This window comes from Acidovorax sp. PRC11, from assembly GCF_031844105.1.
In the GTDB taxonomy this organism is placed as follows: Bacteria; Pseudomonadota; Gammaproteobacteria; order Burkholderiales; family Burkholderiaceae_C; genus Paracidovorax.
The window spans coordinates 95,047-109,060 of record NZ_JAUZUQ010000014.1 but is presented as its reverse complement, the minus strand read 5'-3'; the positions used below and the strand labels follow the sequence as shown (position 1 = coordinate 109,060).

12 protein-coding genes are annotated in these 14,014 nt (G+C 71.6%); 7 read left to right on the top strand and 5 right to left on the bottom strand.

Annotated elements, in window-relative coordinates; all coding sequences use genetic code 11:
• Nucleotides 1-34: 34 nt before the first annotated feature.
• On the bottom strand, nt 35-391 hold the full coding sequence (locus Q9R47_RS16560; protein ID WP_311234281.1) for a chorismate mutase: 357 nt from the start codon (nt 389-391) through the stop codon (nt 35-37).
• On the bottom strand, nt 388-1,887 hold the full coding sequence (gene trpE, locus Q9R47_RS16555; RefSeq protein WP_311234280.1) for an anthranilate synthase component I: 1,500 nt from the start codon (nt 1,885-1,887) through the stop codon (nt 388-390). The genes Q9R47_RS16560 and trpE overlap by 4 nt, the downstream gene beginning before the upstream one ends.
• A gap of 313 nt (nt 1,888-2,200) precedes the next feature.
• Between trpE and Q9R47_RS16550 the strand changes: the two genes are divergently transcribed.
• A complete protein-coding gene (locus tag Q9R47_RS16550) occupies nt 2,201-2,800 on the top strand; it encodes a chalcone isomerase family protein (protein WP_311234279.1) in 600 nt (199 codons plus the stop codon).
• Between the two features lie 42 nt (nt 2,801-2,842).
• On the opposite strand, the gene gph is transcribed toward Q9R47_RS16550, so the two are convergent.
• On the bottom strand, nt 2,843-3,553 hold the full coding sequence (gene gph / locus Q9R47_RS16545) for a phosphoglycolate phosphatase (RefSeq protein WP_311234278.1): 711 nt from the start codon (nt 3,551-3,553) through the stop codon (nt 2,843-2,845).
• Between the two features lie 248 nt (nt 3,554-3,801).
• Between gph and Q9R47_RS16540 the strand changes: the two genes are divergently transcribed.
• Nucleotides 3,802-4,410, top strand: coding sequence for a hypothetical protein (locus Q9R47_RS16540; RefSeq protein WP_311234277.1), 609 nt, complete (start codon nt 3,802-3,804; stop codon nt 4,408-4,410).
• A gap of 50 nt (nt 4,411-4,460) precedes the next feature.
• Here Q9R47_RS16540 and rpe read toward each other — a convergent pair whose 3' ends face one another.
• Nucleotides 4,461-5,141, bottom strand: coding sequence for a ribulose-phosphate 3-epimerase (rpe, locus tag Q9R47_RS16535; RefSeq protein ID WP_311234276.1), 681 nt, complete (start codon nt 5,139-5,141; stop codon nt 4,461-4,463).
• Nucleotides 5,142-5,254: 113 nt separating this feature from the next.
• On the opposite strand from rpe, the gene apaG reads away from it, so the two are divergent.
• From apaG to Q9R47_RS16515, 4 genes are all read left to right on the top strand, one after another.
• Nucleotides 5,255-5,665 (top strand): Co2+/Mg2+ efflux protein ApaG, encoded by a 411-nt coding sequence (gene apaG, locus Q9R47_RS16530; protein WP_311234275.1) that lies wholly within the window; start codon nt 5,255-5,257, stop codon nt 5,663-5,665.
• On the top strand, nt 5,662-7,647 hold the full coding sequence (locus Q9R47_RS16525; protein WP_311234274.1) for a site-specific recombinase: 1,986 nt from the start codon (nt 5,662-5,664) through the stop codon (nt 7,645-7,647). Before apaG ends, Q9R47_RS16525 begins: the two co-directional genes overlap by 4 nt.
• A 147-nt stretch (nt 7,648-7,794) precedes the next feature.
• Nucleotides 7,795-9,054: a cation:proton antiporter gene (locus Q9R47_RS16520; protein WP_311234273.1), complete on the top strand. Its 1,260-nt coding sequence runs from the start codon at nt 7,795-7,797 to the stop codon at nt 9,052-9,054.
• Nucleotides 9,051-10,175, top strand: coding sequence for a YbdK family carboxylate-amine ligase (locus Q9R47_RS16515; RefSeq protein ID WP_311234272.1), 1,125 nt, complete (start codon nt 9,051-9,053; stop codon nt 10,173-10,175). Before Q9R47_RS16520 ends, Q9R47_RS16515 begins: the two co-directional genes overlap by 4 nt.
• 66 nt (nt 10,176-10,241) lie before the next feature.
• Here Q9R47_RS16515 and Q9R47_RS16510 read toward each other — a convergent pair whose 3' ends face one another.
• Nucleotides 10,242-12,833 carry a hypothetical protein gene (locus Q9R47_RS16510; protein WP_311234271.1) on the bottom strand — a complete coding sequence of 864 codons (2,592 nt, stop codon included), beginning with the start codon at nt 12,831-12,833 and terminating at the stop codon, nt 10,242-10,244.
• Nucleotides 12,834-12,962: 129 nt separating this feature from the next.
• Here Q9R47_RS16510 and thiL point away from each other — a divergent pair, with 129 nt between their 5' ends.
• The gene (gene thiL / locus Q9R47_RS16505; RefSeq protein ID WP_311234270.1) at nt 12,963-13,946 is read left to right on the top strand and encodes a thiamine-phosphate kinase; all 984 of its coding nucleotides are present in this window, start codon (nt 12,963-12,965) and stop codon (nt 13,944-13,946) included.
• Nucleotides 13,947-14,014: the final 68 nt, after the last annotated feature.

Sequence of the window (14,014 nt, the reverse complement as noted above, 5' to 3'; positions counted from 1 at the left end):
GCAGGCCCGCGCCCGGGGCGGTGAGCGGGCCGTGCTACCGGGCGGGCGGCTCGCCGCGCCCCACGGCACCCTTCTCGCCCGCTGCCTCCAGGCGCGCGAACTCGCGGTGCTCGTAGGCGATGTACGCCTCCATCATGCCGCGGTAGATCGCCTCGATCACGTCGGGCTCGCCCCCCTCGGCCAGCGCGCGCTCGCGCACGCGCCGCACGATGAACTCGATGCGGCCTTCGTCGCGCACCTGCGAGGCCTCGCGCTTGTTGCGCGCCGCCTGGGTCATGTAGCCGCCGCGCTCCACCAGCAGCGGCACCAGGATGTCGTCGAGCGCATCGATGCGCTCGCGCACCTCGGCCATGCTGGCGCAACTCTGGGTCTTCTCAATCGCGCGGGTCATTCCAGTCCTTCTTCGACGAGTTCGGCCGCGCGCAGCAGGGCGCGGGCCTTGTGTTCGGTTTCCTTCCACTCCAGCTCGGGCACGGAGTCGGCCACCACGCCGGCCGCCGCCTGCACGTAGAGGGTGCCGTCCTTCACGATGCCCGTGCGGATGGCGATGGCCACGTCCATGTCGCCGGCATAGCTCAGGTAGCCGCAGGCGCCGCCGTAGAGGCCGCGCTTGGTGGGTTCGAGCTGGTCGATCAGCTCCATCGCGTGCACCTTCGGCGCGCCGGTCAGCGTGCCGGCCGGGAACGTGGCCTTGAGCACGTCCATGCTGGTCATGCCGTCGTTCAGCAGGCCCTCGACGTTGCTCACGATGTGCATGACGTGGCTGTAGCGCTCGACCACGAAGGCCTCGGTCACCTTCACCGAGCCGGTGCGGGCGATGCGGCCGATGTCGTTGCGCGCGAGGTCGATCAGCATCACGTGCTCGGCGCGCTCCTTCGGGTCGTTCACCAGTTCGACCTCGGCCGCCTTGTCGGCCTCCGGCGTGGCGCCGCGCGGGCGCGTGCCGGCCAGCGGCCGGATGGTGATCTTCTGCCCGTCGTCCGTGCGCTCCTGCCGCACGAGGATCTCCGGGCTCGCGCCCACCACATGGCAGTCGCCGAAGTGGTAGTAGTACATGTAGGGCGACGGGTTCAGCGAGCGCAGCGCGCGGTAGAGCGACAGCGGCGACTCGGTGTAGCGCTTGTGGATGCGCTGGCCGATCTGCACCTGCATGAAATCGCCCGCGGCGATCAGCTCCTTGGCGCGGCCGACGGCGGCGAGGTAGTCGGCCTTCGAGAAATCGCGCTGCGGCGGATGGCTCTCGGTGGGCTTGACCTGCGGCGCGGCGACCGAGTACTTGAGCTGCTCCTTGAGTTCGCGCAGCCGCTTCTTGCCGCGCGAATACGCCTCGGGCTGGGCCGGATCGGCATACACGATCAGGTAGAGCTTGCCCGAGAGGTTGTCGATGACGGCCACCTCCTCGCACTGCAGCAGCAGGATGTCGGGCATGCCCAGCGCGTCGGGCGGGCAGCTCGCCTCGAGCTTCTTCTCGATGTGGCGCACCGCGTCGTAGCCGAAGTAGCCGGCCAGCCCGCCGCAGAAGCGCGGCAGGCCCGGGCGCAGCGCCACCTTGAAGCGCTTCTGGTACTCGGCGATGAAATCCAGAGGATTGCCCCGGCCGGTTTCCACCACCTGTCCGTCGGTCACCACCTCGGTGCGGGCCTCGGCGCCGAAACCGCTCGCGCGCAGCAGCGTGCGTGCCGGCAGTCCGATGAAGCTGTAGCGCCCGAAGCGCTCGCCGCCCACCACGGATTCGAGCAGGAAGCTGTGGCGCCCGCCGTCGCGCGCATGGGCGAGCTTGAGGTAGAGGGACAGGGGGGTTTCCAGGTCCGCGAACGCCTCCGCGATGAGCGGAATGCGGTTGTAGCCGTCGCCGGCCAGGCTTTTGAATTCGAGTTCGGTGATCACGGGAGGTCGCTCCAGGTCGGCCGGCGCGCCGCGGGCGGTGCCACGTTCGGCTGCCGCGCCAGGTTCATTGCATTCGGCCCCGCAGGGGCCGCGAGGGGCACGCCGGGGCCAGACGCCCGGGTGCGGTCAGCGGTTCGATGCGGCAGGCTTGCGCCAGGGCCAGGCTCCCCGGCCGCTGCGACCTGTGATGACCACGTGGTGAATGAACATGGCGCAAAGTGTAGCAAAGCGCCCTGCGCGAAAACCCTGTTGCGTCCGCCGGGGGCCGCACCGAAAATAAAAAAGAACGGTCGTTCTTTTTTTGGATCCTCCAATGACATTCCGGCAACGCGGCATCGGCTGGGTACTCGCCATGCTCCTCCTCGGGAGCGGCGTACCCGTGGCCGCCCAGCCCGCCGTCACGGTGGCCGGGGTGGCCTACGCGCCCCGGGCCGCGCTCGCGGGCTCGGACCTGGTGCTCAACGGCGCGGGCGTGCGCTACAAGGCGGTCTTCCAGGTCTACGCCGCGGGCCTCTACCTCCCCGCCCGGGCGGACACGCCCCAGGGCGTGGCGGCGCTGCCGGGCCCCAAGCGGCTGTCGATCACGATGCTGCGCGCCATCGATTCGGCGGAACTCGGCACGCTGTTCACCCGCGGCATCGAAGACAACCTCGACAAGGCGGCGTTCTCGCAGATCGTGCCTGCCGTGCTGCGCATGGGCGAGCTGTTCGCGGCGACCCGCCGGCTCGCGCCGGGCGACCAGATCACCGTCGACTGGCTGCCGGGCACCGGCACGGTCATCACCGTGAAGGGCCTGCCGCAGGGCGAACCGTTCCGCGAGGCCGGCTTTTTCGATGCACTGATGGGCATCTGGCTGGGCCCGCGGCCCGCCGACTGGAAACTGAAGGACGCCCTGCTGGGCCGCGCCGGCTGACCGCTGGCGCTCGGCGGGAGCAGGCCCGCGCCGCCGTTGCGCTCAGGCCGCCGCGCAGAGCTCCTCAAGACTGTCGACGTGCGCGTCCGCCGGCACCTCGCGGGCGGGCTGGCCATGGTTGTAGCCGTAGGTCACCAGCACCACCGGGCAGCCCGCGGCGCGCGCCGCGGCCGCGTCGTTGACAGAATCGCCGATCGCCAGCGTGCGCGCGGGCTGCGTGCCCAGCGCCTCGCAGGCCTTGCGCAGCGGCAGCGGATCGGGCTTCTTGCGCTCGAAGGCGTCGCCGCCGAAGACATGGTCGAAAAAGCCGTCCAGCCCCTTGGCCCGCAGCAGCGGCACGGCGAAGGCCGTGGGCTTGTTGGTGACGCAGGCGAGCCGCAGCCCGGCGCCGCGCAGCGCCCGCAGGCCCTCTTCCACGCCGGCATACACCCGCGAATGGCGGCCGTTGATGTCCAGGTAGTGCCGCTCGTACGCGGACCAGGCCGCGGGATAGTGCGACTCCACCGCCGCGGCCAGGCGCTCCGGCTCCAGGGGCTGCAGCACGTGCGCGAGCACCGAGCGCAGCAGGTGCTCCGTGCCCTTGCCGACCATGCGCTCGATCTCCGCCGCGGCGATGCCCGGCAGGCCCAATTCATCCAGCATGCGCCGCAGCGCCTCGGCGAAGTCGCCCAGGGTGTCCACCATGGTGCCGTCCAGGTCCACGATCGCCGCGTCGGCGTGCGCGACCAGCGCCGCCGGGGAAGAGTCCGCCATGTCCATCCTTCACATTCCAGATCGATTGTCCGCCGGGCGTGCGCCGGCAGCCCACGCCGCGCCGCACCGGCCCTGCGACCGAGTGTAGGCCGTGGGGCATCGGCCACAGCGATTGTCTGGCCCGTCCGACACGGCCCGGGCACCGTACCGGCTACGCTGGCTCGACCGTTTTCGCCGCATGCCGCGAAAGCTGTGACCCCCGCCGTCCCGCCGCGGATGGCACCACCGACACATTGGAGGTTCCTGATATGCCCAATCGCTTCGCCCTCGCTCCCCGCATCCTGTCCGCCGCCTGTCTGCTCGCGGCCTGTGCCGCCGCCCAGGCCGCCCCCGCGGACGCCGCCGCCCGTGAGCGCTACCAGCAGGACCGCCAGGCCTGCATGACCGGCAACCCGGTCCAGGGTCGGGAAACCTGCCTGAAGGAAGCCGGCGCCGCGCTGCAGGCCGCCCGTTCGGGCCAGCTCACGTCGCAGGAGACGGCCGCGAATGGCTATGAGCGCAACGCCCTGCAGCGCTGCGAAGTGTTCAAGACGCCGGTGGACCGCGACGCCTGCATGGCGCGCGTGCGCTCCGGTACGCAGGACGGCTCCGTGGCCGGCGGCGGCATCCTGATGGAAGCCACCACGCAGGTGCCCGTGCCCCCGCAGCCCGGCGCAGGCGCCATGCCCGCGCCCCGCGGCAACGCCATGCCTCCCCAGGGCGGCATGCAGCCGCAGACGATGCCGGCGCCCCATGGCAAGCCGCATCCGCACGGCAAGCCCCATCCGCATCCGAAGCCGGGCGCGCCCATGGCTCCGCCGGCTCCCATGCCCCAGCCGATGACGCAGCCCGCGCCCCAGCCGATGCCCCAGCAGTAAGCTGGCGGCAGCACGCCGGGCCGCCCTCGCGGTCCGGGTGCGGCGCGCGCTCAGGCGAGCTGCGCGCGCATCGCGTCGATCACGGCGCGGTAGTCGGGCTTGCCGAAGATCGCGCTGCCCGCCACGAACGTGTCGGCGCCCGCATCCGCCACGCGGCGGATGTTGTCCACCTTGATGCCGCCGTCCACCTCCAGGCGGATGTCCTTGCCGCAGGCGTCGATGCGCCGCCGAAGCATCTCCACCTTGCGCAGGGCGGAATCGATGAAGCTCTGCCCGCCGAACCCCGGGTTCACGCTCATCACGAGGATCAGGTCGATGTCGTCGATCACCCAGTCCAGCACGTCGATCGGCGAGGCCGGATTGAACACCACCCCGGCCTTGATGCCCTTGGAGGTGATGGCCTGGATGCTGCGGTGCACGTGCGCGGACGCATCCGGGTGGAAGCTGATGTAGTCGGCGCCGGCCTCGGCGAAGGCCGCGGCCAGGGCGTCCACGGGCTGCACCATCAGGTGCACGTCGATCGGCACGGGGCGGCCGTCCTGCGTGACCGCATGGGGCTTGAGCGCCTGGCACACCATCGGTCCGAAGGTGAGGTTGGGCACGTAGTGGTTGTCCATCACGTCGAAGTGAACCCAGTCGGCGCCGGAGGCGATGACATTCTTCACTTCCTCGCCCAGGCGGGCGAAATCGGCGGACAGGATCGAGGGGGCGATGCGGAATTGGCGGGTCATGCCCGGATTGTCGCAGCAGCGGCAGCGCCGCAGCCACCGTCCTGCGACGGGCCGGCCCCTGCGCCGACGCAACGGCCGAGCCGTCCGGCCGCGAACCCTCTAATATCGCGCCCATGCCGAAGTACCAGTTCCAGGCCGAAGTCCTGCCCGAATACCTTCCCGACCAGTCCGCGCCCGAGGACGGCGTCTACAGCTTCGCCTACACGATCACCGTGACGAACACCGGCGACGTGCCCGCGCAGCTCATCGCACGGCACTGGACGATCAGCGATGCGCGGGGCCACACCGAAGAGGTCAAGGGTCTGGGCGTGGTCGGCCAGCAGCCGCTGCTGCGTCCGGGCGAGGCCTTCCAGTACACCAGCGGCTGCCGGCTGCGCACGCCCAGCGGCAGCATGCACGGCAGCTACTTCTGCGTGGCGGAGGATGGCGAGCGCTTCGACTGCCCCGTGCCGCTCTTCGTGCTCGAAGCCCTTTCCGGCAACACGCCCGGCGCCACGCCCCTGTCCGGCCGGGTGCTGCATTGAGCCGGCGCATCCCGCCGCCACAGCCCGGCACCCTGCTCGCGGCCCTCGATCCGGCGGCGCCGCTCGCCCGGCGGCACCTGTGGCTCATCGAATGCCTCGCCTGGATCCGCGGCGACCGCCGCTCGGTCGAAGACGCGGTCTCCCGCGTGCAGCGCTTCGTCGAAGCGGCCGAGAGCGATGCCGAGGCCCGCGCCCGCCTGCAGGCCTGGTGGGGCACCCTGGTGGGCACGGTGGACATCACCACGCTGCTGGCCGATTTCGGGTTCGCGCCGCGCACGGCGCTCGCGAGCGAGGTGGCCGAACGGCTGCGCTACAAGCTGCTGCCCGGCAGTCCGGAGACGATCGACGCCTCCGAACTCTTCATGCTGGCGCTGCCCGACGCCTTCGACGCGCTCTGGCTGGCCGCGCTCGAAGAGCCCCTGCTCGAGCGCCTGCTGGCCGTGCTGGTGCCGGCCACGGAGGGCGGCGGCGCCACGCGCTGGCAGCAGTCGCTGCTGGACGCCATTACCTACTGCGCGGGGCAGATCCTCTCGACCGGCTTCGCGCCCGAGCTGCGCCTGCGCATGAGCGAATCCGCGCGCGACGCGCAGCCGTTCCACGCCCTGATCCGCGACGTCGAGAGCCTGCGGGTCGAGGTGCTGCACCAGCTGCGCACCACCGACCGCCTCGACGAGGCGGTGCTGCGGCTGCGCGAGCGGCTGGAGGCCTGCCGCGCCGCCGCGGCCACCGTGTATTCGCATTTCGAGGACAACGGCATCTCGGTCGGGCTCGTGTTCCGGCTGCGGCAGCTGCGCGAGCGCATCCTGCGCGTGCGCGACCTGCTGGACTGCCTGCTCTCCCCCGAGCCGGCCACGAGCGCCGCACGGCTCATGGCGCGGCTCGTGACCGTGGGCCGCGAGCGGCGCAGCCTGCGCGCGCTGATCGCCTCCAACTCGTCGCTGCTGGCCGCGAAGGTCGCCGAGCGCAGTGCCGAGACCGGCCAGCACTACATCACCCGCACCGGCGCGGAATACCGCGCGATGGTCGCCAAGGCGGCCGGCGGCGGCTTCGTGATGGCGTTCACCACGCTCATGAAGTTCGGCATCGTGGCGCTGGCGCTGTCCTCGTTCTGGGGCGGCTTCTGGGCCGGGGTGAACTATGCGGTGAGCTTCGTGCTGATCATGCTGCTGCACTGCACGGTCGCCACCAAGCAGCCCGCGATGACCGCGCCGGCCATGGCCGCGAAGCTCAAGGAGCTGCAGACGCCGGAGGCGGTGGAGTCCTTCGTGGACGAGGTCACGCACCTCGTGCGCTCGCAGGTGGCCGCCATCCTGGGCAACGTGCTGGTCGTCTTCCCGGCCGTGGCCGGGCTCACGCTGGCCATCGCCTGGGCCACGGGCGTGCCGGCCATCAGCCGGGCGGAGGCGCGGCACGTGCTGGATTCGCTGCAGCTGGCCGGCCCCTCGCTGCTGTACGCGGCGTTCACCGGCGTGCTGCTGTTCGCCTCCAGCATCATCGCGGGCTGGGCCGAGAACTGGTTCGTGCTGCAGCGGCTCGACTCGGCGCTGCAGTACAACCCCCGCATCACGGCGCTGCTGGGTCGGGACCGCGCGGCCCGCTGGGCCGTGTTCTGGCGCACCAACCTCTCGGGCTTCGCCGCGAACGTGTCGCTGGGCTTCATGCTCGGGCTGGTGCCCGCGTTCGCGGGCTTCTTCGGCCTGGGGCTGGACGTGCGGCACGTGACGCTGTCCACCGGCCAGCTCGGCGCGGCGCTCACCTCGCTCGGCATGTCCGCGCTGCACCAGCCCGCCTTCTGGTGGGCCGCCGCGACCATCCCGTTCATCGGCGCGCTGAACGTGACCGTGAGCTTCTATCTCGCCTTCCGCCTGGCGCTGCGCGCGCACAGCGTCACGCGCGTGGAACGGGCGCGCCTGGGCGCCGCGCTGCGGGCCCGCCTGCGCCGCGCGCCGCTGCAGTTCTTCGTGCCGCGGAGCGCCGGCTGATATCCCTTCGCGGGAAGTGCCCGTCCTACAGGAGCGGCCCGGGATCAGCAGGTACATTCGGTCGGCCCCGGCCGGGGGACGCGCGGGCCTTCGCGCGGATCGGGCGGGGTGCGGGCGAACGCCCGCGCGACGCGAAGGATTACAACAATGGATGAAATCATGGGTTTCTGGGCGCAGTGGCTGCGCCCATCGGCCGGGCTGCCCACGGTCCAGTGGTCGCTGCTGCTGGCGGTGGCCGCGGTCTCGGGCTACCTGTTCCAGCGCCACATCGGCCTGCCGAAGGTCGTGGGCTACACGCTCGTGGGCACCTTCGCGGGCCTGCTGGGCTTCAGCGGCGCGGTCTGGCCGCTGCAGGGCATCAGCCTCTTCCTGCTCGAGCTCGGCATCGCGATCGTGCTGTTCGAGGCCGGCGGACGCATTCCGCTGCGCTGGTTCCGCCACAACCCGATGGTGCTCGCGCAGAGCATCATGGAATCGGCCCTCACCTATTTCGCGGTGTACTACGCGATGCTGTGGCTGGACGTGCCGCCGCGCGCCGCCGGGCCGCTGGCGCTCGTGGCCCTGGCCGCCTCGCCGGCCGTGCTGACGCGCGTGGTGGCCGACACCCGCGCGGCCGGGCCGGTGACCGACCGCGCCATCGTGCTGGCCACGCTCTCCACCCTCTACGCGCTCACGCTGGGCAGCGCGACGGCGGAGCTGATCAACCGGCCGGCCGCGGGCGTCATGGACACGGTCTATCCCGTGATGGTGGTGCTGGGCGTGTCCATCATCGTGGGCGCGGTGCTCGCGCTGGTGCTGCGCATGGCGCTGCGCTTCATGAGCCCGACGAGCGAGAACACCACCTTCCTGCTGCTCACGCTGATCGCCGCCGGCACGGCGGTGGCGGCGCACATGGGCGGCTCGGCCCCGCTGGCGGCGCTGCTCGCCGGCATGCTGCTCAAGCAGCTCAATCCGCGCCCCTGGGCCTGGCCGCGCCAGCTCGGCACGGCGGCCTCGCTGCTCACCATGCTGATGTTCGTGCTGGTCTCCACCGTGGCGGCGCAGGCCGACTGGAGCGGCCCGGTGGTGGGCGTGGTGCTGGCCCTGATCGTGGTGCGCCTCGTCGCCAAGGCCCTGGGCGTGGCCCTGGGCAACGTGGGCAGCGGCGCGAGCTGGCGCCAGGCCCTCTGGGTGGGCTGCGCGATGACGCCGATGTCCTCCATCGCATTGCTGATCGCCTCGCAGTTCGTGGTGGCCTCGGCCGCCACCGGCCAGCTGATCGCCCGCATCGCGCTGCCCACCATCCTGCTCATGGAAGTGCTGGGCGCCGTCATCGCCACGGTCGCCATCTACCGCGCCGGAGAGAGTTCGAAACCCTGGGCGCCGGCCACGCGCGCCGCCAACGCAGAGCGGGAGCAGCAGCCATGAGCCTGGAAGCATTCCACCATTCCGAGCCGCTGACGCTCGGCGTCGAGCTGGAGCTGCAGCTCGTCAACACGCACAACTACGACCTCGCGCCCTACGCCGAGGACATGCTGCGCCTCATGGAGAAGCACCCGCTGCCCGGCAGCGTGGTGCCCGAGATGACCAACAGCATGATCGAGATCTCGACGGGCGTCTGCCATTCGAGCAGCGAGGTGCTGGGCCAGCTCACGCAGATCCGCGACGCGCTCGTGCGCAGCGCGGACAAGCTCAACATCGCCGTGGCCGGCGGGGGCACGCACCCCTTCCAGCAGTGGCACGAGCGCCGCATCTACGACAAGCCCCGCTTCCAGGAGCTGTCGCAGCTCTACGGCTACCTCTCCAAGCAGTTCACGATCTTCGGCCAGCACGTGCACATCGGCTGCCCCAGCGCCGACGAGGCGCTTCTGATGCTGCACCGCATGTCGCGCTACATCCCGCACTTCATCGCGATGTCGGCCTCCAGTCCCTACGTGCAGGGGCAGGACACGGCCTTCGATTCGGCGCGCCTCAATTCAGTGTTCGCGTTCCCGCTCTCCGGCCGCGCGCCGATGGTGCTCACCTGGAACGACTTCGAGGCGTACTTCGACAAGATGACGCGCACCGGCGTGGTCAAGAGCATGAAGGATTTCTACTGGGACATCCGCCCCAAGCCGGAGTTCGGCACGATCGAGATCCGCGTCTTCGACACCCCGCTCACCATCGAGCGCGCCGCCGCGCTCTCGGGCTACGTGCAGGCGCTGGGCGCCTGGTTCCTGGCCGAGCAGCCGTTCATCCCCACCGAGGACGACTACCTCGTCTACACCTACAACCGCTTCCAGGCCTGCCGCTTCGGCATGCAGGCGGTCTACGTGGACCCGGCCACGGGCGAACACATGCCGCTGCGCGACCACATCCTGCAGACCATCGACCACATCGCGCGCCACGCGGCGGTGACGGGTGCCTCGGGCGCGCTGCACCTGCTGCGCAGCGAGGCCGCGGCCGGCCAGAACGACGCGCGGTGGCTGCGCGACCGGCAGCGCGACGAGCAGCTGCTGGGCGAGGTGAGCCGGCAGGCGGCCCTGCGGTTCCGCGGCACGCCCGCCTGAGCGCGGCCCTCCGGCCGCGCCTTTCCACCCCGCCGTCCCCGCCAGGGGGGGGGAAGGACGCGGCACTCACGGGGCCGGGTGGGCCTGCGACGCGGCCGCCCTTTCGCGCACGCGGGCGGCCTGCATTTCGGTGGCCAGGAGGGTGCCCCTCACCGCGGTGGCATGCTCGCGCGCATGTTCCAGGCAATGGCGGGCGAATTCCCGGGCCGTATCCTGCGCGGGATGGGCCGTGCCGGTTTCGCACAGCAGGAAATCCTGCCGCAACGACTGCAGGCGCAGCGAAGCGCCGGGCCCGGACGCCGCGTTGCCGCCCAGGCTGGCGTGCAATGCGGTCAGCCGCGCGAGCCGCGCTTCATCGTCGGCGCGGGCCTTGCGGAGTTCCGCGGCGAGGTGGGCCGGGGTCATGGGTGGCCCGGCCTTCTTCGCGGCCTTGCGGCGGCGGCGGCCGGCGGGCCGCTCCGGCGCGCCGGCCGCCGGGGTTTCGTCCGCGCGGGCCAGCGCATCCTCCAGGGCCTGCAGGGGCTGGCGCGCGGCCAGTTTGGCCTCCAGGTAGGCCTTCTGGAGTTCGACCACGCTGCGCATGTAGTCCAGCTGCGCCTGTCCGGAGCCGGGGGTGTCGAGCCATTGGGTGAGTGCCGTGCGATTGAGCCGGTCCGTGCGGTCCGTGTAGGCTTGGCGGGCCTGCTGGCGGGCCTCGCTGGGCTTGTGGCCCGTCAGCAGGGATTTGCCGTACGCCACGCCGCCCCGCCACAGGGCCTTGGCCTCGCGGCCCCTGGAATGCCTGCGGGAAGAAGCCGGGGGAGGCGCCTCGTCGGTGGAGCGGCCCTTGTCGCGGTAGTGCCGGTTCATCTGTTCGGCCGCTTGCCGCAGGAACCCGCCCAGGGCTCGCTCCTGGCCATCGGTGGCGGCGTAGAGTGCGCTGCGCAGCAGGAATCCGACCGGCTCCGCCTCGCCTGCGGGTGCGGTGGCCGCTTCGGCCGCTTCGGCCACCGCGGGCACTTCGGCCACGGGCTGGATTTCCGACACGCGCCCGATGGCCGGCCATGCGCCGCCGGAGGCCGCCGGCCCGAGGGTGGACCGGGCAGAATGGAAGTCTTCGTCCATCTCCGCGAACAGTGCGGCCCCGCCCGGCATCGGATCCAACGCGAAGTGCGAGCGGGCGGAGTGGAAATCGTCCTCTGGCCGGGAAAGGGACTGCGACCTCGCGGAGTGGAAGTCCGCAGACAGCTCGGAGCGCGCCGAATGGAATCGCTGGGGCGCTGCCGCCCGCAACAGGTCGGCCATGGCGAGAAAGGCGCGGTCGATGCCCGGGGCGTCGCTGCGCTCGTAGTTCCGGTAGCGCCGGACCTTGCCGTGCGTCAGGAAGAACTGGTGGGAGCCCACGCCCATCGTCAAGGCGCCCAGCAGCCCCGCACCGATCAGCAGCGCCAGGCCCACCGGCCCGGCGACGCTGGCGCCCGCGATCGCCGCAATGCCGAGGCCCACTTTGGCGGCCGTGCTGGCGGTGTAGGTCACGCCGCCGATGACGAAGCCCTTGTTCCAGTTGTTGAAGCCGTTCACGAAACGCTTGCGCTGGTCGAACTTGGTCTTCAGGAAGTCGTGGTAGCGCTGCGCGTCCCTTCCCAGGCGCCGCGCATCCACGCCCGCGAGGAAATCGCTCACCCGCGAAAAGTCGGCGCGGAAACGCTTTTTCTCGACATGCGACTGGTGCAGGAACACCCCGCCCACCACCGACGCCATGACGCTCGCGGCCGGCCTCAGGACATAGCCCCCGGCGATGCCGACCGCAGAGGCCGCGCCCGCGGCTGCCGCGCTGTGCGCGACCAGGCCAGCGGCATTCGCGCTGCCGGCGCCGATCGCCAGCCCCGTGTGCACCGAGGTTTCCACCGCCGTCTTCGCGAAGACGAGACCGGCCGACGTGAGGGTCGCCGCGGCCACGCGGCCGTCGTGGCGGTTGAGGTGCTGCTGGTAGGCCAGGTCGTCGATGGCCTGGCCGATCGCATGCGATCGGGCATGGCCCGCCGAAGGCATCCGGCCCCGCTCGAGAAAAGGAGCGAGCACTTCGCGTTGCTGCAGCAGCCCTTCTTTCTGCGCGCGCAGCTCCCTGCGCTGCTCGGCGACCTCGCGCAGTTCGCGGCAACCGGCATGGATGGCCACGGCCGACAGCGGCAGCATGGTGCCTCCGAGCGCCAGGGTGGCGGCGAGATCGCCGACACCGCCAGGCGTGCCTTCCTCGGCGAAGGCATGCATCCGGCCGTGGTGCTCCGCGGCTTCGGCGGCAGCGCCGTGGCCCTGCGCGCCCTCCGTGGGGCCGCCGCCTCCGGCGGAGCCGGCGCCATCGCCATGCAGCCCTTCCGTGGCGAACTCGCCCGCTTTCTCCGCCACGCCGTGCAGAGGATCGGTGAAGTACTTGGCTGCGGCCACGCAATACGAGCCGACCTCTTGCGCATCGATGATCGCCAGGGACGTGAGTTCGGAGTGGCTTTCCGGCTCCGGGACGTGTCCGGCGCGGAGGTGGGCCTCGCGCAGGGACGCCAGGCCCAGCGGCCACCCCGCCGACGCCGGCCGCGCCGGACGTGCGGCCTCCGGAGGATGGGACGGTCCAGGACGTTCAGGCACGGTACCGGACGGCCGAAGCGCATGCAGATGGATTTTCATGGACGGGACCGCAGGGAGGGGCGGAGAACCGCAGCATTGCCCGCCGGCAGGCCGGGAAGGCATCCTGGCGGAAACGCCTTGCGGAATTGCGAAGCGCGCCGCGGCCACGGCTGCGCGTATGCTCGGCGCATGGGTGAATTCGACCTGATCGCACGCTACTTCCGCCGCCCCGTGCGCCGCGCCGCGCTCGGCGTGGGCGACGATTGCGCACTGCTCGCGCCTGCCGCCGGCATGCACCTGGCCGTCTCCAGCGACATGCTGGTGGAGGGCCGGCATTTCTTTCCCGACGTCTATCCCGCGCACCTGGGCCACAAGGCGCTGGCCGTGAACCTGTCGGACCTCGCCGCCTGCGGTGCCCGGCCGCTGGCGTTCACGCTGGCCTTGTCGCTGCCGCGGGCCGACGAGGCCTGGCTGCAGGGCTTCTCGGACGGGCTGCTGGCGCTGGCCGACGCACACGGCTGCGAACTGGTGGGTGGCGACACCACCCAGGGGCCGCTCAACATCTGCATCACCGTGTTCGGCGAAGTGCCGACCGGCCAGGCGCTGCTGCGCAGCGGCGCGCGGCCGGGAGACGACCTCTGGGTGAGCGGCCACCTGGGCGATGCGCGGCTCGCGCTCGACGCGCTGCTGGGCGAAATGCCCGTGCAGCTGCCGCCGCAGGTGCTGGCGCAGGCGCGCGAGCGGCTGGAGCGGCCCACGCCGCGGGTGGCGCTCGGCCAGGCGCTGCGCGGCGTGGCCAGCAGCGCCATCGACGTGAGCGACGGGCTCGTGGGCGACCTGGGCCACATCCTGCAGGCCTCGGGCGTGGGCGCGCACATCGACACCACGCTCGCCCCGCAGCTCATGGCGGCCTGCGCGGGCGGGCCCGTGCCCGATCAGCTGCCCTACGGCCGGGAGAACCTGCTGCGCTGCGTCCTCGCGGGGGGCGACGACTACGAACTGCTGTTCACCGCGGCGCCCGGGCGCCGCGCGGAGGTCGAAACCGCCGCGCGGCAGACCGGCACGCGGGTCACGCGCATCGGCGCCATCGAGGCCGAACCGGGACTGCGCCTGCGGGATGAGCAGGGCGGGCTGCTGGACGCGCAGTACCTCGCCTTCGACCATTTCCGCTGACGGCGCCCGCCGCCCGGGTGCGGCGGCCGCGCTGCTAGCATGCCCATCCCCATTCCCATCCCCCTTTT

Bases quoted from the DNA above. Each gene is read 5' to 3' on its own strand.
- Q9R47_RS16560 (WP_311234281.1), bottom strand. From the start codon at position 391: ATGACCCGCGCGATTGAGAAGACCCAGAGTTGCGCCAGCATGGCCGAG.
- Q9R47_RS16540 (WP_311234277.1), top strand. From the start codon at position 3,802: ATGCCCAATCGCTTCGCCCTCGCTCCCCGCATCCTGTCCGCCGCCTGT.
- gph (WP_311234278.1), bottom strand. From the start codon at position 3,553: ATGGCGGACTCTTCCCCGGCGGCGCTGGTCGCGCACGCCGACGCGGCG.
- thiL (WP_311234270.1), top strand. From the start codon at position 12,963: ATGGGTGAATTCGACCTGATCGCACGCTACTTCCGCCGCCCCGTGCGC.
- rpe (WP_311234276.1), bottom strand. From the start codon at position 5,141: ATGACCCGCCAATTCCGCATCGCCCCCTCGATCCTGTCCGCCGATTTC.
- apaG (WP_311234275.1), top strand. From the start codon at position 5,255: ATGCCGAAGTACCAGTTCCAGGCCGAAGTCCTGCCCGAATACCTTCCC.
- Q9R47_RS16515 (WP_311234272.1), top strand. From the start codon at position 9,051: ATGAGCCTGGAAGCATTCCACCATTCCGAGCCGCTGACGCTCGGCGTC.
- Q9R47_RS16550 (WP_311234279.1), top strand. From the start codon at position 2,201: ATGACATTCCGGCAACGCGGCATCGGCTGGGTACTCGCCATGCTCCTC.
- Q9R47_RS16510 (WP_311234271.1), bottom strand. From the start codon at position 12,833: ATGAAAATCCATCTGCATGCGCTTCGGCCGTCCGGTACCGTGCCTGAA.
- Q9R47_RS16520 (WP_311234273.1), top strand. From the start codon at position 7,795: ATGGATGAAATCATGGGTTTCTGGGCGCAGTGGCTGCGCCCATCGGCC.